Source organism: Nonomuraea sp. NPDC001636 (genome assembly GCF_040298265.1).
In the GTDB taxonomy this organism is placed as follows: domain Bacteria; phylum Actinomycetota; class Actinomycetes; order Streptosporangiales; family Streptosporangiaceae; genus Nonomuraea.
This window is the reverse complement of record NZ_JBEOZT010000028.1, coordinates 91496-111937: the sequence shown is the minus strand read 5'-3', so window position 1 is coordinate 111937 and position 20442 is coordinate 91496. Positions and strand designations below refer to the sequence as shown.

The window sequence follows — 20442 nt, the reverse complement described above, 5'->3', positions numbered from 1 at the left end:
TGACGGAACCGCCCCGGGCGCAGGCCGTGGTGCGTCTCACACGCCCTTCAGCACCCGATCGAGTGCCGCCCGGCCCGCAGGTCCCCAGTGCGGCTTGCCGCCGGGCAGGCCCCGATCTCCGTTCTGCCCCATGAGCAGCAGGAAGAGGCTCTTCATGGCGGCCAGCCCGCGGGCGCGCCGGATCGCCGCCTCGTCCGCGTGTCCGTAGGCGTCGAAGAAGCGGGCGGCCGTGCCCGCGGGGAGCAGCACCCACGCGGCGGCGAGGTCCCACGCCGGATCGCCGGCGAACAACGAACCGAAGTCGACGATGCCCGAGAGCGTTCCGTCCGAGACAACGACGTTCGCGGGATGGAGGTCGCCGTGCACCCACACCGGCGGGCCCGCCCACTCGGGGGCGGCGACCGCATCGGCCCACACGTCACGGACGGCGCCGACATCGCCCACGGCGTCGGGGTCGACGGCCTGCAGGAACTGTTCGAAGCCGCTCGTGCACCTCTTGGGGTGAGCGCCGAGGTCCGTACTGGCGGGGGCCTCGGCGGGCGCCTCCACATGAAGCGCCCGCAGGAAGCCCGCCAGCGCGTCGGCCGCGTGGGCGCCCCTGCTGATCGAGCCGTGGTCCAGCGGCTCGCCGGGAACCCACGTCATCACGGTCCAGTGCTTGGGGAAGCGCCCGGACGGTTCGCCGAACCGCACAGGAGTCGGCACCGGCAACGGCAGGCGCGGGGCCAGCACCGGGAGCCACCGCCGCTCCTTGAGCTGGAGCTCCGGGGTGGGATCCATACGCTGCATGCGCACGGCCAACTCGTCCCCGAGGCGCCACATCTGGTTGCCCCAACCACCCGCCACCTCCCGGACGGCCAGCCCGGCGAGGTCTGGATGTTGCTCCCGCAACAAGTCACGGACCAGGTCAGCGGTGATCTCGATCTCGGTCATGCGAAGCCACAGTACCGAGGCGGCAGGCACCGAACGTCAATCGAGCGCTTCAGGAGTCAGGGGCGCTGGAGCCTCTGCAAGAGCCTCAAGGCGGCGGCGCATGCCTGGCGTGGGCAGCACCCGCCAGTTCGAAGACGATGGCTGTGCGGCCGGACGTCAGTCGATGCGCTGGCAGATCGTCACCGGCAGACGCGGCGACCAGGTGCGGGTGGCCTCGTCGTAGGCCTGCGCGTAGCCGTTCTTGCTGCCGGAGCAGGGGGCGGCGATGGTCGTCTCCACGTAGACGGCGCCGCCGGGGGTGACGGGGTGGGTGCGGGCGATCACCCACCTGGAGAACTTCGTGACGCCGTTGTTGAACTTGACGGTCACGAGGACGCGGCGGTCGACGGTGAAATTGCCGCCGGCCACTTTGAGGTGGTTGTTGAAGGTGTAGGTGAACAGGAAGGAACGCGCCTGTGCGAGATCCTGGGCGTGGCTGGTGTTGTTGAGGTCGGAAGGCGAGGCCGGCGACGCGTTCGCGGCGCCGCTCATGGCCGGGACGGTCAGGGCGATGGTCGCGGCGGTGACGGTCAGGCCGAACAGGGTGCGCAGGCTGCGGTTCATCGGAACCTCCTGTTGTATGGGGACTTGAGCACCATTGAGCGGCCGACCGCCTGCAACGCGCTTTCAAGCCCCCGGACATCCGCCGACCGGCGAGGGCTGACCCCGCTGTTCTGGCAGCACGTCCAGCCTTACGGCGAGGTGCGGCTGGACGTGGCCAGGCGTCTGCCGCTGAACGGCGACGCGAACCGCGGCAGCTCAGAGGCCGAGGCGGCTGGCGATGCCGTCGAGGAGGCAGTCGAGGCCGAGGTCGAACTGCCATGAGGCGTCGTCTTTACGGGTGGCGGTGCGCAGGTAGTGCTGAAAGGTGGGATAACGGCCGGTCTGCATGTGCCACATCATCACGGGGGCGAGGTCGTCGCGCAGTTCGGCTCCGCCGGACAGGCCCTGCTCGCTCACCAGAGCGCTGACGGCGCTTTCGTAGCTCATGGCGCCGTGCACGTAGGCGTCCACGGCGCGAAAGGCGCTCATCATCGTGTCGGCGTCCAGGCCGAGGCCGTCGAGCGCGGTCAGGGCCCGCTCGGCCACGGTCATCCGGTTCGGCGTGAGGGAGAGCTTGGCCTGCGGGGGCAACTGGGCCAGCCAGCGGTGCCGGAGCATCAGCTCGCGCGTCAGCACGGCGAGCGCGCGCAGGCCGGGCCGCCAGCCGAGGCCGTCGGGCACCCGCAGATCGGCGTAGACGTGATCGACCATGAGCTCCAGCAGGTCGTCCTTGCCGGACACGTGACGGTAGGGCGCCATGGGGGCGACGCCCAGGTCGGTGGCCAGGCGGCGCATGGTGATCGCCTCAAGACCCTCGGCGTCGGCGATCGCGACGGCCGTCGTGGCGATGCGCTGCGGCGACAACGTCTGACGGGGAGCCGGCGAAGGGCGCTCCAGCCGCTCCCATAGCGATGCGTTCTTGTCGGTCGCCATGCCACCCGTTCCCTTCCTCGCGGTCGTGTACAACGTATCAGAAGTAGACAGCGTACACACTGATGTGTACGTTGTATCGCGGCGAGGACGCCGTACACACTCAAGGAGCGTCATGTTGAACATCGCGGTCATTCTCGGCAGCACCCGTGACGGCCGATTCGGCCCCGCCGTGGCCGGCTGGGTCATGGACCACCTGGACCGGCGCGGCGACATGAGCGCCGACCTGATCGACCTGGTCGCGACCCCGCTTCCCACCGTCTACCCCGTACTCGGCCAGCCGCCCGCCACGCAGGAGGCCAAGGACCAGCTGGCGGCTGTCTCACCGCGGATGGCGGCGGCCGACGCCTTCGTCATCGTGACCCCTGAGTACAACCACAGCTTCCCGGCCGCGCTGAAGAACGCCATTGACTGGCACACCACCGAGTGGCACGCCAAGCCCGTCGCGTTCGTCTCCTACGGCGCCTTCTCCGCGGGGCTGCGCGCCGTCGAACACCTGCGGCTCGTCCTGGCCGAGCTGCACGCCGTCACCATCCGCGACAGCGTCGGCCTGCAGAACCCTTGGGCGCAGTTCGACGGCGACGGCAAGGCCGTGGACCCGGCCGCCGACGTCGCCGCCAAGGTCATGCTGGACCGGCTCGCCTGGTGGGCGCACTCGCTGCGCGAGGCGAGGACCGCCCGCCCCTACGCCGCCTGAACCGCCATGACCCGTCTCGGCATCCTCGGACTGCTCATCGGCATGTTCCTGGCCATGCTCGACGGCCTGATCGTGGGCACCGCACTGCCCACGATCGCCGGTGAGCTCGGCGGCCCGGACCTGCTGCCCTGGGTGGTGACGGCCTACCTGCTCGCCGGCGCGGCGACCACCCCTCTCTGGGGCAAGCTCGGTGACCTGTTCGGGCGCAAGATCACCTTCGTCGCGTCCATCACGTTCTTCCTGGCCGGGTCCGCGCTCTGCGGCCTGGCCCAGGACATGACCCAGCTCATCGCCTTCCGCGCCGTGCAGGGGCTCGGCGCGGGCGGGCTCATGGTCGGCGCGCTGGCCATCATCGGCGTGCTGGTCCCGCCCCGCGAGAGCGGGCGGCTGCAGTCGATGATCGGCGTCATCATGCCGGTCGCCTACGTCGGCGGGCCGCTGCTGGGCGGCCTGCTCACCGACCACCTCAGCTGGCGCTGGACCTTCTACGTCAACCTGCCCATCGGTGCCCTCGCCCTGCTGCTCATCGTCACCCGCATCCACCTGCCGCCCGCCGAACGTCGCCGTCCCCGCATCGACTACGCCGGGGCGGCCCTGCTGACCGTGGCCATCGTCGCCCTGACCCTGCTGGCGGGCGGGAGCTCATGGATTCTCGGCGCGATCGGCCTGCTCGGCCTGGCCACCTTCGTGGCCGTGGAACGCCGTACGGCCGAGCCGATCATCCCGCCCCGGCTCTTCGCGGACCGCAACTTCACCCTGGCTCAGATCCTCAGCTTCCTGGTCGGCGCGGTGATGCTCACCGTGACCAACTACCTGCCGCAGTACCTGCAGTTCGCCCAAGGTGCCTCCCCGGCGGCCAGCGGCATGCTGCTGCTCCCGCTGATGTTCGGCATGCTCGGCACCCAACTGGTCACCGGCCACCTCATCAGCGCCAACGGCCGCTACCGGGTCTATCCCATCCTGGGCGCAGCCCTCACGGTCACGGGCGCGCTGGCCCTGCTCCGGCTCGACGCCGACACGCCCGCCGCCCTCGCCTCCGCCCTCACCCTGCCCGTCGGGGCGGGGATCGGCCTGGTGATGCAGAGCACCACCCTGATCACCATGAACAGCGCCGACCCCCGCGACATGGGCGCCGCGAGCGGCACGCTGACCCTGCTGCGCACCATCGGCGGATCGCTCGGCATCGCCCTCCTCGGCACCCTGTACGCCGCCCGCATGCACGCCGGACTGGCCTCCCACCTGGGGCGGGCCACAGCCGACCGGCTGACCGGAAGCGGCGAGCTCACCCCGGCCCTCTTGCCGGCTCTACCCGCGCAGGCGGCCGACGCCGTCCGGCTGGCCGTGATCGACGGCCTGCACGTGATCCTGTTCGGAGCCGCCGCGATCGCCGTGATCACCTTCGCCATCTCCTGGCTCGTCCGCGAGACCCCTCTCCGGGCCGTCACCACGCCACCGATCGACGAAGTGGACGGAGGCTCGTCTGAAGTCCGGCAGCACACCCCGAGATGATGGAACGAGACCCGAACCATCGCCTGGCCTCGTTCCAGCGCCATCGAGCCGCGCTGTCAGAAACCTGCAACGACGGGCCTCACCGTGCACATCCGCTCCCCCGAGCAGGACGCGCTCCCACTGATCCTCACCCACGGCCGGCTAGGCTCGTTCGTGGAATTCCACGACGTGATCGGCCCCTTGACCGACCCGCGCGCCCACGGCGGCGACCCGGCGCAGGCATTCCAGCTGGTCATCCCGTCCATCCCCGGCTTCGGCCTGTCCGGACCCACCGCCCAGCGAGGCTGGGACGTCCATCGCGTCGCCCGCGCCTTCCACTGGCTCACCGCAACCGCGGGTTCCTCCGCACGCATCTACCGTGACAGTCCTGCCGGTCCGCTGCCCTGCCCAGCCCGTGCGTGCGCTCGTCGAACGTCACGCGCTGGAGCGAGTACGACAGCGGCGGCCACGTCCCCGCCCTGGAAGTGCCCGGCGACGTCCGAGCATGAGCTGACCGCCGCGGCTGGTCGTCACTGAGCCGGGTGGCCGAGATATCGGTGCAGGGCTTGTCGTCCGGCTGGGACGAAGGGCCCTCGATCGACCACCTTCCGCAGTTCGGGCTCCGTGACCCAGGCATGCCAAGCGATCTCGGACGGATCCGGAGCCAACGGCTCGGCGATCAGTGCCTCGTGCACCCCGAACCAGACCGGGCCAATCCTGGCCAGGCACAGGAACTTGACCAGGAAACGGACCGGGACGCCGACGCCCAGTTCCTCGGCCAGTTCGCGGGCCGCCGCGTCCTCGTACGACTCCCCTACGCCCACGGCGCCGCCGACCATCACGTCATAGTGGCCGGGAAAGCGAACGTGCTCCTCGGCCCGGCGCAGCACGAGGATCCGCCCCATCGGATCGCGGCAGATCGTCGTCGCGATCCGATGCATCCAGCGCCGGCGCACGGCCTCTGCGCGCTCCACGACCTCCAGCACGCGGTCCTGTTCATCCACCCGCTCGACCAGCTCGCCCACGCGGCCCACGGTCGCAGACGCCACTGACAATCCTTACCGGGGGGAAAGTCGACGGCCGGGACGAGCCGTCAGTGCACGCTCGCCGGCTGGTTGGCCTCCTGGTTGTCCGTCCGGACGTCGCTCGGCGTCCGGGCCGAGGTCAGCCACAGGCCGGTGAAGACGGCGCAGACCAGCGTCACGGCGCCCGCCACGAGGAAGGCGCTGTTGAGGCCGGACTCGAACGAAGCTCCGCCGGACTCCCGCGTGTGCACGATCGCCCCGAGCACCGCCACGCCGAGCACCGCGCCGATCTGCCGGGTGGTGCTGCTGACGCCCGAGGCGAGGCCGCCCTCCTGCGGGCTGACCGCCTGGATGGCGGCCCCGGTCAGCGGCGACATGGTGAGAGCGAACCCGATGCCGACGACCGTCAGGCGCCACCACACGTTCCCGTAGCCGGTGTCGGCGTGGACGAAGCCCAGCGCCAGCAGCCCCAGCCCGGCCAGAGCCAGGCCGATGCCGGCGACGACGCGGAAGCCGTACCTGGCGGCCAGCCGGCCCGCGTACGGGCTGACGATCACCATGGCCAGCGAGGCGGGCAGGGTCCGCAGGCCGGCGACCAGGATCGACGTGTTCTGGACGTACACGAAGAACTGGGAGAAGAAGAACGACGACCCCATCAGCGCGAACCCGACCACGACCATCGCCGTGTTGGACACCGTGAACAGCCGCTGACGGAACAGCCGCAGCGGCAGCATCGGCGTCGGCACCCGACCCTCGACCACGACGAACGCGGCCAGGAGCACCAGTCCGGCGGCGAAGCTGCCCAGGATCAGCGGCGAGGTCCAGCCTCGGGAACCGCCCTCGATCAGGCCGTACGTCACGGCGCCCACGCCCGCGGCGGACAGGACCGTGCCGGGGACGTCGATCGGCGGCGCGCTCGGGTTGCGGGACTCCCCCAGCACGCGCAGCCCGGCCACCAGCAGGACCGCGCCGATGGGCACGTTGACCAGGAAGATGGCGGGCCAGCCGAAGGACTCCACCAGGATCCCGCCCGCCAGCGGTCCTGCGGCCAGGCCGAGGCCGCTGAACCCGGCCCACAACCCGATCGCCCTTACGCGCTCCTTCGGGGCGGGATACGCGGCGGTGAGCAGCGCCAGTGAGGCGGGGCTCAGCGCCGCGGCCCCGACGCCCTGCAGCACCCGTCCGGCGACCAGCCAGCCGATCGACGGCGCGAGCGCGCACACCACCGAGGCGGCCGTGAACACCACCACTCCGGCCAGGAACACCCGCCGGCGGCCGAACCGGTCGGCGAAGACGCCGCCCGACAGCAGCAGCATGGCCACCACCAGCACGTAGGCGTCGACGATCCACTGCAGTCCGGTCAGCCCGGTGTGCAGCCGCTGCTGCATGTCGGGCAGGGCGGCGCCGACGATCGTGTTGTCGAGCAGCACCATGAACTGACCTGCGCAGGCCAGGGTGAGCAACGCTCTCACGTACATCTCTCCTAAAAGCAGTTGGTGACTGCGTTAACGTAGACCCTCGCGGGCTCTAACGCAAGTCCCAACTGCGTTAAGGTGGGACGCATGGATGAGCAGGGGCGGGCCAAGCGGCCCGGCGGGCGCAGCGCCCGGGTCCGCGCGGCGGTGCATCAGGCCGTTACCGAGCTGGTCAGGGAGCGCGGCTACGGACATTTCACGATCGGCGACATCGCGGCCCGCGCGGGGGTGGCCGACACCAGCCTCTACCGCCGGTGGGGCACCCTCCAGGCGCTGCTCAGCGATGTGCTGCTGACCCGGCTCAACACGCAGTCGCCGATGCCCGACACCGGCACCCTGGCCGGCGACCTGCGCACCCACGCCGCCAACGTGGCCCGCGAGGTCACCGGCCCCGACGGCCTGGCGCTGGTGCGGCTGACCCTCGCACTGTCCGGCGAGGGCCGGCAGGGCCTGCAGGCACGCGACGAACTCCTGGCCGACCGCACCAGCCAGCTGCAGGCCGTGCTCGACCGCGCCCGCGCCCGCGGCGAGAACCCGCCCGACGTACTGGAGGTGCTCGACCATCTCCTGGCGCCGATCTACATGCGCGTCCTGTTCAACGCGGGGCCGCTCACCCCTGACTACCTCGACGGGCTGGTCGACCGGTTGCTCTCCTGATCCGATCCGGCGTGCGAAGGGAGCGAGGCGTGAACCCCGGACAGCCCCGACCGCCGACCGAGTGACGCCGCGGCGGAAATGCATGAAGACTCTTCATGCATACCGCCTCATCCACAAATCCCGCCCGCTACCTGCGCAACCGTACGGCTCCTAGCGTTGACGGCATGAGAGCAATGGTTGCGGAACGCCTTGGCGAACCCGATGTCCTGACCCCCGCCGACCTTCCCGACCCGACGCCGGGCCCCGGCCAGATCCTCCTTGACGTCGAGGCCGCCGGTCTCAACTTCGCCGACGCCGAACGCCTGCGCGGCACCTACCTGCCGCCGCAACTTCCGTTCATCCCGGGCGGCGAGGTCGTCGGCCGTGCCGCGGACGGTCGCCGCCTGCTCGCCTTCGCCGGCAGCGCGTTCGCCACCAAGGCGCTGGTGCGGGATCCGGTCGAGATCCCCGAAGACCTTGCCGCGGGCGCCGCGCTCGCCCTCCTGGTCCAGGGCCTGACCGCCTGGCACCTGCTGCGTACGGCCGCGCGGGTCCGCCCCGGCGAAACCGTCGTCGTCAACGCCGCAGCCGGAGGCGTCGGCCACCTGGCGATCCAGCTGGCCAAGGAGTTCGGCGCCGGCCGGGTCATCGGCACCGCCTCCACCCTCGGCAAGCGCGCCCTGGTCCGCCGGCTCGGCGCCGACGCCGCCATCCCCGGCGACGCCGACGGCTACGCCGAGCGCGTCCGCGAAGCCAACGACGGCGCCCTGGCCGACGTGATCCTCGACGCCGTCGGCGGCCCGGTCTTCGAGGCAGCCCCCTATGCGCTGGCCCCCTTCGGCCGCCTGATCAGCTACGGCACCTCCGGCGGGATCGACGCCGCGCCCGTCGACTCCGGGATCCTGAGCGAGCGCAACATCGGCGTCGGCGGCTACTGGCTGGGCGCGCACCTGCGCCTCCCCGGCAGCCGTGCCGCCGAGCCGCTGCACGACCTGCTCGCCCTGGCCGCCTCGGGACGCGTCCACCCCACGGTGGGCGCCGAGTACCCGCTCGACCAGGCAGCCGCCGCCCTCACAGCCCTGATCGCCCGCCGCACCACCGGCAAGGTCATCCTCCGCATGACGTGAAGCGTCCCTCCAGGGCTTCCCTGGACGCTCAGTTGCGGACGGCTCGTTGCAGGACGGCCTGGATGTGGTCGGGGTCGGCGGGCACGTTGTCGAGGAGGATCGCGGTGCACAGCCCGTCGGAGGCCGCGACGAGGGCGGCGATGGCCGCGGGGTCGTCGGTCAGCGTGGTGGCGAGTTCGGCGATGTTCTGCCGCCAGCGTCGCGCGACGGGGCGCAGGGCGGGGCGGCGGGCGGCCAGGGTCGCCAGCTCGCGTTCGGCCAGGGCCCGTTCGCGTCCGGCGCCGGCGGACTCGGCGATGAGGTGGGCCAGGCCGCTGAGCTTGTCGCCGGGGGTGTCGATGATGTCGCGGATGCGGGCGGTGTAGGCGTCGGCGACAGAGGTGAGGGCGGCGACGAGCAGGTCGTCGAGGGTGGCGAAGTAGTAGGTGCTCAGGGACGTCGTGGTGCCGGCCTGCTTGGCGACCGTGCGATGGGTGACGCCGGCCGCGCCGTCGCGGGTGACCACGGCGAGGGTGGCCTCGATGATCTCCGCGCGTCGTCTCTCGCCGCGCGCGCGGCGTCCGTCGACGTGCTCGCTGTCGTCGGCGGTGTCGTCCTTGCTGCTCCTCGGCACGGGCCCCAGGATAGTCGGACCAGCGTTCAGACGTCGGTGTCGCGGTGCTGCGCCGCCCCGAGCGCGGGCACGTGCCGCAGCATCGCGAGGCACAGCGCCGTGGCAGCGGCGATGGCGACCCCCGCGACCAGGGAGGCGACGTTGAGCCCGGTGGTGAAGGCGTGCCGGGCCGCCTCGACGGTCCCGGGCGGAAGGCTGCCGGTGATCGCCACGGTCGCGTTCAGGCTATCGGTGAGGGCACCGGAGCTCTCCGGCGTCAGACCTCCGGGCACCGTCACCTGGCTGCGGTAGACGGCGGTGGTGAGGCTGCCGAGCAGGGCGACGCCGATGGCGATGCCGAGTTCCTGGACCGTCTCGGAGATCGACGCCGCCGACCCGGACCGCGCGGCCGGCACCGCGCCCACCACCATGTCGGTGCCCAGGGCGGCGAGGGCGCCCAGCCCGAGGTAGACGAACGTGAAGCCGGCCGCCACGAGCACCGCCTCGTCGAGCCCCGCGGTGGCGAGCAGCGCGTAGCCGGCGAGGGACGCCCCGAGGGCGGCGCCCATGACCGAGCCGGGACGGAAGCGCCGGGCGGCCAGCGGGGCACCGATGGCGGCGGCGAACATGGCCAGCGCCGGCGGTCCCATCCAGAGCCCCGCCTCGAAGGGCGTGAGCCCTTCGACGAGCTGGAGGTACTGCGTGACCAGGTACATCGAGCCCCCGACCCCGGCCAGGCCGATGAGCAGCACGCCCAGGGCCACGGCGAAGGCCCGGTTGCCGAACAGCGTCACGTCCAGCAGCGGATCGGGCAGGCGGCGTTGGCGGCGTACGAACACGATCGCGGCCAGAACGCCCGCTCCGGCACAGACGAGGGCCGGCCCGCCGGGGCCCTCGGCGGCGATGTGCTTGACGGCGTAGATGACCGGCAGGATCGCCGCCAGGGACAGTCCCACGCTGACCAGGTCGAGCCGGCCGCCGGACGGGGCCGCGTACTCGGGAAGCAGGGCGCGCGCCCCCGCCAGGACGACGAACGCGACGGGCACCGCCGCCAGGAACGGCGCTCCCCACCAGAAGGAGTCCACCAGGGCGCCGCCGACGATCGGCCCGGCGGCCATGCCGAGCGCGAACATGGTGGCCCAGACCCCGATCGCGACCGCGCGCTGACGCGCGTCGGGGAACATGTTCGAGATCAGCGACAGCGTGGACGGCATGAGCGTCGCCCCGGCCACCCCCAGCAGGGCTCGCGCGAGGATCAGTAGCTCGGCCGTGGGGGCGAACGCGGCGAGCACCGAGACCGCCGCGAAGGCGATCATCCCGGCCCGCAGCAACCGGCGCCGTCCGATCCGGTCGCCCAGCGTGCCCATGGTGATGAGGAACCCGGCGACGAGGAACCCGTAGGCGTCCATGATCCACAGCAGTTGGGTGGCTGACGGTGACAGGTCGGCCGCCATGCTCGGCGCCACCAGGTACAGGACGGTCACGTCCAGCCCCAGCAGCACCGTCGGCATGGCCAGCAGGCCCAGGCCCGCCCACTGGCGCGCCCCCGCCCGCGTGAACTGTTGCTGCGTCATCAGCTCCCCCTCGCTCTCCATCATGTTGAACGCTAGTACAACTTGTACGTTCGTTCAACATGATGGCCGGGTCACGACGGGATCAGGCCGAGTTGTTTCAGCTGTGCCAGGACGTCGACGATCCCCCACGTCTCGACGATCCGGCCGTCCGCGAAACGGACGATCATGATCTCTCTGTAGGTGATTAATCTGCCGGTGGGCGGGACGCCCATGTACTCGCCCCGGTGCGTCCCGGTGACCGTGTTGCGGAGGACGACCTTGTCGCCCTCGGCGATCATGTCCTCGACCTCGATGTGCAGGTCGGGGAACGCGTGCAGGAGCATCGCGCCCACCTGTTTGAGGGCTTCGGCCCCTGTCGCGGCGATCGGCAGCGGCGTGCGGATCAGCACGTCCGGGTGCACGACCTCGTCGACCGCCTGGCCGAAGGTCTCGACGTCGCCGCTGCTCTGGGCGTCGTGCAGACGGGCGAACGCCGCCTTGTTGCGTGCCGTCTGATCCATTGACATGTCGCTCCTGTTCGGTTCAGCGGGAAACGGTTCGCGGGAGGCGCCTGGCCGCGGTCGCCCGGCCGGCTGCGCGGGCCGCGGTCAGGGCCTGGGCGTGGAGGCCGGCGGCGAGGTCGCGCAGGTGTTCCATGCCCGGATTGGTGGCGGCGAGGGTGAGTTCGCGTTCGACGACGGTCAGGTCGGCCTGCCACATGTCGGCGAGGACGCGCCTGAGGTAGGGGGTGGAGTGGTCCCAGCCCTCGCGCGGCGTGCCGGGGGCGTAGCCGCCGCCGCGCACGGTGGCCAGGACGGTCGGCTTGCCCTTGAGCACCGGGCTGCCCAGGGGCGCCCCGGCGATGACCAGATCGACCCAGGCCTTGAAATGCTGGGAGACTCCGAAGTTGTACAGCGGCACGGCGAGGAGGACCGTCTCGGCGGCCTCCAGTTCCGCGACGAGCGAGCCGGCGAACGCCAGCGCCTCGCGCTGGGCGGGCGAGCGGTCGGGCTCGGGCGTCAACGCGCCGATGTGGGCCTGGGCCCAGGCGTCGGCCGGCAGTGGATCGGTGCCCAGGTGCCGGCGCACCACCGGCCCGTCCGGGTGGGCGGCGGTCCATTCGGCTTCCACGATGTCGGCCAGTTCGGCGCTGGCCGAAGTGCCGGGAAGGATGCTGGCGTCAAGCCGGAACAGACTCAAAGTGGCTCCCCTGAGGTGCGGCCGCGACGACGCGGCGTGGTCGGACGAAGGTCGGACGTGCTGACCTGCATGCGGCGGCGGGGCTTGGTGCGCCCTCCCGCGGCGGCCAGGACGTCCGCGTCCCGTTCGACAACACAGCCCCCGGAAATGTCAGGTGACGGCACCGGCCTCACATTCCGGCACGCTGTCTTGTCGAGCAGAAGAAGGCAGACACGACCGAGGGAGCCGTCACGATGACCAGCCAGGACAGCCCGGATGCCGTTGGTTCAGGAGGGTGGCTCGATCCGGGCCTGGACGTGGTCATCAGTGAGCGACGTCACCTGATCAACCTCGCCTACCGGCTGCTGGGCTCGCTGGCCGAGGCCGAGGACGCCGTGCAGGAGACCTACACCCGCTGGTACGCCATGTCCCGGCGGCAGCAGGAGGCCATCGAGTCGCCCGGCGCCTGGCTGACGACGGTCGCCAGCCGCATCTGCCTGAACCTGCTCGGCTCGGCACGGGCCCGGCGGGAGACCTACGTGGGCGAATGGCTCCCCGAGCCGCTGCCCGAACCCGCGGACGGCGGTACGGTCACCGATCCGGCCGACCGGGTCACTCTGGACGAATCGGTCAACCTGGCCTTCCTGGTCGTCCTCGAATCGATGACCCCGGCCGAGCGCGTCTCGTTCGTCCTGCACGACGTCTTCCGCTACTCCTTCGCCGAAGTCGCCGAGATCGTCGGCCGCACCCCCGCGGCGTGCCGCCAGCTGGCCTCTTCGGCCCGCCGCCGCATCCGCGCCGCCCAGCCCGCCGCGGCCCCGGCGACCCGGCAGGCCGGCATCGTCCGGGACTTCAAGCGGGCGTGGGAGGCCAAGGACATCAACGCCCTGATCGGCCTGCTCGACCCCGACGCCGTGGCGATCGGCGACGGCGGCGGCCTCGCCGTCACCTTCCTGGACCCCATCGAGGGCGGCGAACGGATCGCGCACGCCTGGATGGAGATCGCCCACCGCCGGCCCGGCAACATGACGTACCTGGAACGCACCGTCAACGGGCGGCCCGGGGTGGTGGCCGAGCAGGACGGCGTCATCGTGACGGTGTTCGCGTTCGAGGTCGCGGACGACCGGATCAGGCGCATCTGGGTCGTGCGCAACCCCGAGAAACTCCGTCACTGGACGACGGGCTGAGACGTGCCTTCAGGAATGACGTGAATGCTGGAGGGCGAGGTCTACAGGACTGGGCGGTCGCCGTGCGCGCCGATGATGGTGGCGCCGATCTCCGTCATCCGCTCGGCCGCGTAGCCGGGGTCGATCAACGCCTCGGGGGTGTGGAGGCCGGGCGGCACGGGGCCGCCGCGCAGGCCGAGCAGTCGTTCGACGCCGAGGGCGACGCCGAGCGCCGTCAGGGGGCGCTGTCCCTCGGGGTGGAAGAGGTAGTGGCTCGTCCTGAGTGGCGCGCCCGCGCGGTCCACACCTTCGAGGTCGATCCTGACCTCCGCGGACGCCGGACCGCCGCGCCGTCTGCCCGCCGATTCGCCGACCGCGAACGCGAAGCGCACGTTTGGCGCGCCCGTCGCGAGGGCCAGGCTCGGCACGTCGAGGATGGGGACGATCTGGCCGGGCAGCACGGTGCCGTCGACGCCGGTGACCTCCGCCTCCGCGTCGGGGCCGCTGATCCACTCGAAGACGCCGTCGCGGCGGACGTGCCCCGCCGAGGCGGCGGCCAGCAGGCGTGCCAGGTCCGCGACGGCCGCGGGGCCGCCGCTGTCCTGTTCGTCCAGCACGCCGCCGACCTCGATGGTGTCGAGCCGGTCGAACTCCCCGGCCAGGTCGAGCACCGCGAGGACGACGAGCCCCGCGTACCAGTGACTGGCCAGCAGGATCGGCGCCGCGCCGGCCCGCAGGCCGGCGGCGACGACCTCGGGCCCGATGTCGACCAGGCCGCTGGAGATGCTGACGTACGGCAGGCCGCGGTCCTGGGCGTAACGCAGTCCGTTCAGGTGGCTGTCCCACACCGTCGCCACGACCGCCGAGTGGCCGCCGGTCTCCCGGAGGCCCAGGTCGTCCCGCCGCAGGTCGATGGTCGCGGCCGTCGCGCCGCCGAGCTCGTCGGCGACCCGCCGGGCGCGGCCGAGATCGCGGCCCGCGATCGTCAGCGGCAGCTCCGGGTACCAGCGGCGCAGGAGGGCTGCGGTGCCCGCGCCCGCCTGGCCGGATCCACCCATGATCAGTACGGAGTGCTCCACGATGATGCCCTCTTTCAGTAACCTACATTCTGTAACTTACATTTTGTAGCTTAGGATGGCAGGCGACGCAAGGGAGGACGATGGCCACGGGATCGACTCGCCTGTCCAAGCCGGCCAGGCGGGAGCAGCTGCTCGACACCGCCATGACGATCGTGCGCGCCCACGGCACCGACGGCCTCACACTGCTCAGCCTGGCGGAGGCCGCCGGGGTCAGCAGGCCGGTCGTCTACGACCACTTCGGCACCCGTCCCGGCCTGCTGATCGCGCTCTACCGGCGGCTCGACGAACGGCACCGGGCCGCCTCGGAGAAGGCTCTGCGTGACGCCCCGGCCGTCCCCCGCGAGATCGCGCGCGTCCTGAGCGCCGCCTACTTCGCCTGCGCCACCGACATGCCGGAGTGGACCGCCGTCTCGGCCGCGCTCAAGGGGAACCAGGAGATGGAGGCGATCGAGCGCGAGCTGCTCGACGGCTACACGGACCTGATGGTCACCGCCCTGCGCCCGTACACCGGGCTCACGTGGGAAGCCCTCCGTCTCCGCTGCGTCGGTGTGCTGGGCGCGGCCGAGGCGATCGCCGCGGAGCTGAACCGGGGGCGTGCCACCGCCGCCACGGCCGTCGCGGCACTGACGGACCTGATCGTCGGCGGCATCGAAGCCTCAGCTCAGGACTGACGCCGGCACGGGACCGTGAGCGCGGGCCCGTCAGCACGGTGGCGCCGCTGGTGACCACGCGTTCTTTGCGTGTCGCCCGCACGTGGAAGGCCCCGTCCGGTCGCTGCGCAGGGTCGTCCGTTCGGCCGATGCGGCGGGCCGAAAGGCCGATGACGGAGGCCGGTGGGCGGGAGACGATCTAGATCATGAAATGGACCCCCCTCATCACGGGCTTGGCGCTGATCGCGATGGCGGTCCCGGCGGCCCCTGCCGCCGCGACCCGATCAGCCACCGTGACCAGCACAGACGCGATCGACTGGCGAGCCTGCGGGAAGGAGCCGGGGGCCGAGTGCGGCGCCCTCGCCGTACCGGTGGACTGGGCGCAGCCGGACGGGCCTCGCGTCTCGCTGAACATGACGCGACGCAAGGCCACCGGACAACGGATCGGGACGCTGTTCTACAACCCGGGCGGACCAGGGACGGGGGCGGCCGACCTGGTGCGGGATTGGGCGCCGTACTTCTTCTCCGACGAGCTGCGCGAGCGGTTCGACATCGTCGGGATCGATCCGCGCGGGGTCGGTGGCAGCGAGCAGATCCAATGCGGGAAGGCGGTGCACGATCCGGCCGTCACGCAGTTCCCCGGGACGCGGCAGGAGTACGACCGGCTCGTCGCGCACAACCGGGCCGTGGGCGAGAGTTGCGGGCCGCTGATCCGGCACGTGGACACCGGGAGCGTGGCACGGGATTTCGACGCGGTGCGGGCCGCGCTGGGCGAGGAGCAGGTCACCTACCTCGGACGCTCCTACGGGAGCATGCTCGGCACCGAGTACGCGCGGCGGTTCCCCGACCGGGTACGCGCGATGGCCCTGGACGGGATCGTCGATCACGGGATGAGCTCGCGCCGGATGGTGCGCGATGCCGCGACGGCGGTGGAGGACGGGTTCAACAGGTTCGCCGGGTGGTGCGAGCGGACCCAGGAATGTGAGCTGCACGGCCGGTCCGTTCCGCAGGTATGGGACGCGCTGGTGCGCAAGGCGGAGGAGAGGCCGATCCCGGTGACCGGCGGGCGCCCGCTGACGGCGGACGAACTGCGCTACGTCGCGTACGCGATGCTCACGATGGCCCCGGAGTTCAACGGCGGTCTGGCACAGGGCATCGTCCAGGCCGAGCAGGGCGATGCGGCGCTCTTCGGGCAGATGCGGGCCGAGGCGCTGGACAACCCCGCGACGACCTCGGCCTACCGGGCGGTCCTCTGCCAGGACATCGACCCGGAGATCAACGGATTCGCGCAGCTCAGGACGCGGGCTCGGGACGTCACGCGGAGGGCCCCGCACATGCGCGGGACGTCGGAGTTCTGGGACATGACGACCGGATGCCTGGGATGGCCCGTCCCGCCGTCCAATCCGCAGCGGCCGGTGCACATCACCCAGGCGCCGCCCGTTCTGCTGGTCGGGAACACGCATGACCCTGCGACGCCGCTCGCCTGGGCCAAGAGCCTGGCCAGGGGCATCAAGGGGGCCCAGGTGCTGACCTATGACGGCGACGGACACACCTCATACCTGCGCAACGCCTGCGCGACCGGCAGCATCGACCGTTACCTGATCTCCGGAACGCTTCCCACGCCCGGCACGGTCTGCCACTGAGCCCTGTGTGACGTGCGCTGAGTTCCCGGCCACCGCGTCGTACCGGTCTCGTCCGCCGCCGCCGCTGTTCTCCGCCTCCGCCGAGGTGTCGCCGGACGGGGCCGGCCGCTTTCCCCGGACGACCTGGCCGCCGTCACCTGCCCCGTGCTGAGCACGCCCTGCAGCTGCACCGGACGCTGCCTGCGGCGCAGCCGGCCGTCGTCCAGCAGGTGCCAAGCACCCACAGCTGTGCACAATGGCAACTAAGGGTAATGATTAGCTACACAGAGTTATCAACCGAGGGATCTCCCCCATGAGACCCCGCCCTCTCGCCGGCAGTCTCCTCCTGGCGACCGCACTCCTGACCGCAACCGCCTCCCCCGCCGTGGCACAGGACGCCTCCATCACCCTCAACTCCGTCACCGCCCAAGGCAGCCCCACCACGACCGCCGTCATGAACGTCACCTACACCTGCACCGACACCCAGCTGGCCAGAGTCGTCGGCACCCTGTGGTTCAGCTGGGGCGCACCCAACGGCGGCACCGACGAGGTCATGTGTGACGGCCGGCGCCACAACGAGAACCTCACCATCAACGCCACCTTCACCACCTTCCAGCGCGGCGACCAAGTGGACGCCAGCGCCACCTTCGCCGGCATCATGCCGCCCTTCAACGACGAGGACAGCCGCAGCCTCACCATCCGCTGAAGGATCGCTCCAACCGCACAGAAGCGTCGAGTGACCGCTTACGTGTCCGCCGATCAGACGGCGGTGCCGAGCGGGGATTTGAGCAGTGGCCCGGCCTCGTCGAGGTAGCCGCCACGGTGCTGGCGCAACGCGTGGGCCGCCATCCGGATGCGGTCGATGTTGACGCCGGCGGCGCCACTGGGGTCGTGCACCTTCAACTTCACGTCCAGGGACACCGTGGTCTGGCCCCAGCCCTGTGCCTCGAAGTTGATGTGCGCCACTTTGTGCGACTTCAGGTGCGGAAGGTATCCCAGCGGAGCGACCTCCACGCTCCCCGGCCACCCGGTCCATCTGGGCGGCGTCGGCGGCGTCGGTGACGCCCCGGGACGCCGTGACGCCGGTGGGCGGGGCTCACCGGCGAGCTGCGGATGGTTGTCGGGCGGCAGGAAGATCACCTCGGACAGGTCCCGTCCGATCTTCTCCGGCGAGGTGGCGAAGGCCGTCACGAAGTCGCGGAAGCGATCACCAGGGCACCACGCCGTCGTCGTCGAAGAACCCTCCGGTCGGGCCGTCCGCGCCCAGGGTGGCCAGTCGCACCATGATCGCGGCGCCGTCGTCGGCCGTGCGGGTGACGGGGAGGCCGAGGTGCCGGGTGAAGTCCGTCGCGCAGGGTCCAGGGGTGCAGGCGTTGACGAGGATGCCCCGTTCCCGAAGGTCCTTGGCGTACTGCACGCTCAAGGCGTTGAGCGCCGTCTTCGAGGGCGGGTACGCCGCGTGCCCCGCCAGCCGGGACATGTAGTGCTCCGGATCGGTCATGCGGGCGAGCGACCCGATCCCGCTGGACACGTTGACGATGCGGGCCGCCGCCGAGCGCGACAGCAGCGGCAGCATGGCGTTGGTCACCGCGATGACACCGAAGAAGTTGGTCTCGAACACCCGCCTGACCAGGTCGAGGTCGGCTGTGGCCGGCGCCGTGGGCCCGGAGCTGCCGGAGATCCCGGCGTTGTTGACGAGCACGTCGAGCCGGCCGAAGCGGTCGCCGATCCGGTCGGCGGCGGCCTCGATCGTCGCCGCGTCGGTGATGTCGAGCATGATGGCGTGCACCTCACCGACGCCGAGCCCACCACCCTCGTCCTCGCCTGGCCGCAAGGAAGCCGAGCACCCGCACTCGCGGCATTCGTCCGCATCGCAACCACCGTGGCATCACGATGACGAGGAGAACGCCGGCCACGGCCCGTCAGGCTCCGAGCCTGCCGGGGATCTTTGTTCGACCAGGTCGAGGAAGGCCCGCACGGCGGGTCCGCAGTCGCTCGGCGACAGGACGGCCAGGGCGAGCGTCCGGGTGAGGCGCGGTTCGAGCGGCCTGGTCGTGACCGGTCCGAGCTGGGCCGGCAGGCCGAGCGTGGGCACGATGCTGACCCCCAGGCCCGCGGCCACCATTTCGAGGATGGCCGACTGGCCGCCGGCCTCGTAGGCGACGTCGAGCTGAACACCGGACTGGCGTGCCGCCTGGGTGATGAGCGGACGGCAGCCCGCCGTGGTGAGGATGAACGGCTGCCCGGTCAGGTCGGTGATGTGCACCGTCTCCTGCTCCGCCAGCGGATGGCCGGCCGGCACCACGGCGACCATCTCATGCGTGCTGAGCGGGATCGTGTGCAGGCCGGGGGCCGGGAGCGTGACCACCCCGACCTCGGCCGCGCCCCCGCGCAGCCAGCCGCGGACGTCGTCGTCGGTCCCCTCGAACAGGCGTACCTGGACCTGGGGGTGGCGATCGGTGAAGGTCCGCAACCGGTGGGCGATGAGGGTGCCGGTGGCACTGGGCAGGCTGGCCAGCCGGAGCGGCCCGGTGACCTCACCGGCGGCGGCTGCCACCTCCGCACGGATCAGGTCGAAGTGCCGCAGAGCCTCACGGGCGCGAAGGTGGGCGCGCCGCCCGGCCTCGGTGAGCGCGATGCCGTCGGTGTGACGGACGAACAGGGGGGCGCCGAGCTCGCGTTCGAGGCTCGCGACAGCGCGGCTGACAGCGGGCTGGGACATGCCGAGCAGGTCCGCCGCCGCGGTGAACCCGCCTTGCTCGGCCACCGCGATCAGCGCTCGGAGCTGCGTCAACGTCATGGGGCCATACCCTAAGTGGTATTTGACCGGCCTTGGTCCATTCCCTGATGGTTATGGCCATGTCCACACGCATGACGATCGACGTCGACGGCCGTACGGCCAGCTATCTGACGGCGGGCGAGCACGGCCCGCAGGTCCTGTTGCTCCACGGCACGTATTGGAGCCGCGTCTGGCTGCCGGTGCTCGACGACCTGGCCGCGGCCGGGTTGCGCCCGGTCGCGGTCGACCTTCCCGGCCTGGGCCGCTCGGAAGGCGAACTGACGCTGGAGACGGCCACCGTGCCCGCGCTGGCCGCCTGGGTGACGCGGTTCGCGGCGGCGCTCGGCATGGACGCGCCCGCGGGCGTGGCCGGGCACGACATCGGCGGCGCGGTCGCCCAGCACCTGCTGGTCGGCGGCGAGCTGCCGGTCCCCCGGCTGGCGCTGGTCAACTCGGTGAGCTACGACTCCTGGCCGGTGCCCGGCGTGGCGCGCTACCGCGACCCCGCCGTGGTCGCCGCCACCACCGTGGAGGACTTGCTCGCCTCCCGGCGCGTGGCCGTCACCACCGCCTTGGCCCGGCCTGTCACCGAAGAAGAGGTGGACGACTACCTCGACCCGTGGCGCGAACCGCGCGTGGGACGGTCCTGGATGGCGCTGGCCGGCGCCGCCGACAGCCGCTACACCCTCGACCTGATGCCCGCCCTGCTCGCCTGCGACGCGCCGAAGCTGCTGGTGTGGGGCGAGGACGACACCTTCCAGCAGGTCGGCTACGCGCAGCGGTTCGCCGGCGAGGTGCCGGACACCACGCTGGTGCGGGTCGCCGAGGCCGGTCACATCCCCATGGAGAACGACCCCGCACTGGTCGCCCGCACGCTGGCCACGTTCTTCCTGGCTTGACGGGCCTCTCCCGTGCCGCTTCGGGGGCGG

At 71.5% G+C, this 20442-nt stretch carries 22 protein-coding genes; 9 read left to right on the top strand and 13 right to left on the bottom strand.

Annotation, left to right across the window (positions count from 1 at the left end):
- Positions 1–36: 36 nt before the first annotated feature.
- From ABT158_RS39580 to ABT158_RS39570, 3 genes are all read right to left on the bottom strand, one after another.
- Complete coding sequence (locus ABT158_RS39580) at positions 37–933, bottom strand: aminoglycoside phosphotransferase family protein (RefSeq protein ID WP_352362585.1); 897 nt, start codon at positions 931–933, stop codon at positions 37–39.
- A gap of 156 nt (positions 934–1089) precedes the next feature.
- Entirely contained in the window at positions 1090–1536 is a 447-nt protein-coding gene (locus tag ABT158_RS39575) for a hypothetical protein (RefSeq protein WP_352362583.1), read from the bottom strand.
- Between the two features lie 195 nt (positions 1537–1731).
- Complete coding sequence (locus ABT158_RS39570; protein WP_352362581.1) at positions 1732–2448, bottom strand: TetR/AcrR family transcriptional regulator C-terminal domain-containing protein; 717 nt, start codon at positions 2446–2448, stop codon at positions 1732–1734.
- Between the two features lie 112 nt (positions 2449–2560).
- Between ABT158_RS39570 and ABT158_RS39565 the strand changes: the two genes are divergently transcribed.
- Positions 2561–3142, top strand: coding sequence for an NADPH-dependent FMN reductase (locus ABT158_RS39565; protein ID WP_352362579.1), 582 nt, complete (start codon positions 2561–2563; stop codon positions 3140–3142).
- Positions 3143–3148: 6 nt separating this feature from the next.
- Positions 3149–4651, top strand: a complete 1503-nt coding sequence (locus ABT158_RS39560) for an MDR family MFS transporter (RefSeq protein ID WP_352362578.1) — start codon at positions 3149–3151, stop codon at positions 4649–4651.
- A 509-nt stretch (positions 4652–5160) separates the two neighbouring features.
- Here the strand turns inward: ABT158_RS39560 and ABT158_RS39550 are convergent.
- Both ABT158_RS39550 and ABT158_RS39545 read right to left on the bottom strand, forming a co-directional pair.
- Positions 5161–5655 carry an NUDIX hydrolase gene (locus ABT158_RS39550; protein ID WP_352362576.1) on the bottom strand — a complete coding sequence of 165 codons (495 nt, stop codon included), beginning with the start codon at positions 5653–5655 and terminating at the stop codon, positions 5161–5163.
- Positions 5656–5723: 68 nt separating this feature from the next.
- Positions 5724–7127 (bottom strand): MFS transporter, encoded by a 1404-nt coding sequence (locus ABT158_RS39545; protein ID WP_352362574.1) that lies wholly within the window; start codon positions 7125–7127, stop codon positions 5724–5726.
- 90 nt (positions 7128–7217) lie between these two features.
- On the opposite strand from ABT158_RS39545, the gene ABT158_RS39540 reads away from it, so the two are divergent.
- Both ABT158_RS39540 and ABT158_RS39535 read left to right on the top strand, forming a co-directional pair.
- On the top strand, positions 7218–7787 hold the full coding sequence (locus ABT158_RS39540; protein ID WP_352362572.1) for a TetR/AcrR family transcriptional regulator: 570 nt from the start codon (positions 7218–7220) through the stop codon (positions 7785–7787).
- A gap of 164 nt (positions 7788–7951) precedes the next feature.
- Positions 7952–8893, top strand: coding sequence for a zinc-binding dehydrogenase (locus ABT158_RS39535; protein ID WP_352362570.1), 942 nt, complete (start codon positions 7952–7954; stop codon positions 8891–8893).
- Between the two features lie 28 nt (positions 8894–8921).
- Here ABT158_RS39535 and ABT158_RS39530 read toward each other — a convergent pair whose 3' ends face one another.
- The 4 genes from ABT158_RS39530 to ABT158_RS39515 all read right to left on the bottom strand — a co-directional run bounded on the left by ABT158_RS39530 (position 8922) and on the right by ABT158_RS39515 (position 12238).
- A complete protein-coding gene (locus ABT158_RS39530) occupies positions 8922–9506 on the bottom strand; it encodes a TetR/AcrR family transcriptional regulator (protein WP_352362568.1) in 585 nt (194 codons plus the stop codon).
- A 26-nt stretch (positions 9507–9532) separates the two neighbouring features.
- Positions 9533–11059 (bottom strand): MFS transporter, encoded by a 1527-nt coding sequence (locus tag ABT158_RS39525; RefSeq protein ID WP_352362566.1) that lies wholly within the window; start codon positions 11057–11059, stop codon positions 9533–9535.
- A gap of 71 nt (positions 11060–11130) precedes the next feature.
- On the bottom strand, positions 11131–11559 hold the full coding sequence (locus ABT158_RS39520) for an ester cyclase (RefSeq protein ID WP_352362564.1): 429 nt from the start codon (positions 11557–11559) through the stop codon (positions 11131–11133).
- Positions 11560–11581: 22 nt separating this feature from the next.
- Complete coding sequence (locus ABT158_RS39515; protein WP_352362562.1) at positions 11582–12238, bottom strand: FMN-dependent NADH-azoreductase; 657 nt, start codon at positions 12236–12238, stop codon at positions 11582–11584.
- Positions 12239–12471: 233 nt separating this feature from the next.
- Between ABT158_RS39515 and sigJ the strand changes: the two genes are divergently transcribed.
- The gene (gene sigJ, locus ABT158_RS39510) at positions 12472–13404 is read left to right on the top strand and encodes an RNA polymerase sigma factor SigJ (protein ID WP_352362560.1); all 933 of its coding nucleotides are present in this window, start codon (positions 12472–12474) and stop codon (positions 13402–13404) included.
- Between the two features lie 41 nt (positions 13405–13445).
- Here the strand turns inward: sigJ and ABT158_RS39505 are convergent, their stop codons facing one another.
- Complete coding sequence (locus tag ABT158_RS39505; RefSeq protein WP_352362558.1) at positions 13446–14462, bottom strand: saccharopine dehydrogenase family protein; 1017 nt, start codon at positions 14460–14462, stop codon at positions 13446–13448.
- 80 nt (positions 14463–14542) lie between these two features.
- Here ABT158_RS39505 and ABT158_RS39500 point away from each other — a divergent pair, with 80 nt between their 5' ends.
- The 3 genes from ABT158_RS39500 (at position 14543) to ABT158_RS39490 (ending at position 17440) form a co-directional block, all read left to right on the top strand.
- A complete protein-coding gene (locus ABT158_RS39500) occupies positions 14543–15133 on the top strand; it encodes a TetR/AcrR family transcriptional regulator (protein ID WP_352362556.1) in 591 nt (196 codons plus the stop codon).
- A gap of 185 nt (positions 15134–15318) precedes the next feature.
- The gene (locus ABT158_RS39495; protein ID WP_352362554.1) at positions 15319–16755 is read left to right on the top strand and encodes an alpha/beta hydrolase; all 1437 of its coding nucleotides are present in this window, start codon (positions 15319–15321) and stop codon (positions 16753–16755) included.
- Positions 16756–17047: 292 nt separating this feature from the next.
- Positions 17048–17440 carry a hypothetical protein gene (locus ABT158_RS39490; RefSeq protein ID WP_352362552.1) on the top strand — a complete coding sequence of 131 codons (393 nt, stop codon included), beginning with the start codon at positions 17048–17050 and terminating at the stop codon, positions 17438–17440.
- Positions 17441–17493: 53 nt separating this feature from the next.
- On the opposite strand, the gene ABT158_RS39485 is transcribed toward ABT158_RS39490, so the two are convergent.
- The 3 genes from ABT158_RS39485 to ABT158_RS39475 form a co-directional block, all read right to left on the bottom strand.
- Positions 17494–17925 (bottom strand): hypothetical protein, encoded by a 432-nt coding sequence (locus ABT158_RS39485; RefSeq protein WP_352362550.1) that lies wholly within the window; start codon positions 17923–17925, stop codon positions 17494–17496.
- Positions 17926–17941: 16 nt separating this feature from the next.
- Entirely contained in the window at positions 17942–18523 is a 582-nt protein-coding gene (locus tag ABT158_RS39480; RefSeq protein ID WP_352362692.1) for an SDR family NAD(P)-dependent oxidoreductase, read from the bottom strand.
- A 99-nt stretch (positions 18524–18622) separates the two neighbouring features.
- Entirely contained in the window at positions 18623–19534 is a 912-nt protein-coding gene (locus tag ABT158_RS39475; protein ID WP_352362548.1) for a LysR family transcriptional regulator, read from the bottom strand.
- A gap of 59 nt (positions 19535–19593) precedes the next feature.
- Between ABT158_RS39475 and ABT158_RS39470 the strand changes: the two genes are divergently transcribed.
- The gene (locus tag ABT158_RS39470; RefSeq protein WP_352362546.1) at positions 19594–20412 is read left to right on the top strand and encodes an alpha/beta fold hydrolase; all 819 of its coding nucleotides are present in this window, start codon (positions 19594–19596) and stop codon (positions 20410–20412) included.
- Positions 20413–20442: the final 30 nt, after the last annotated feature.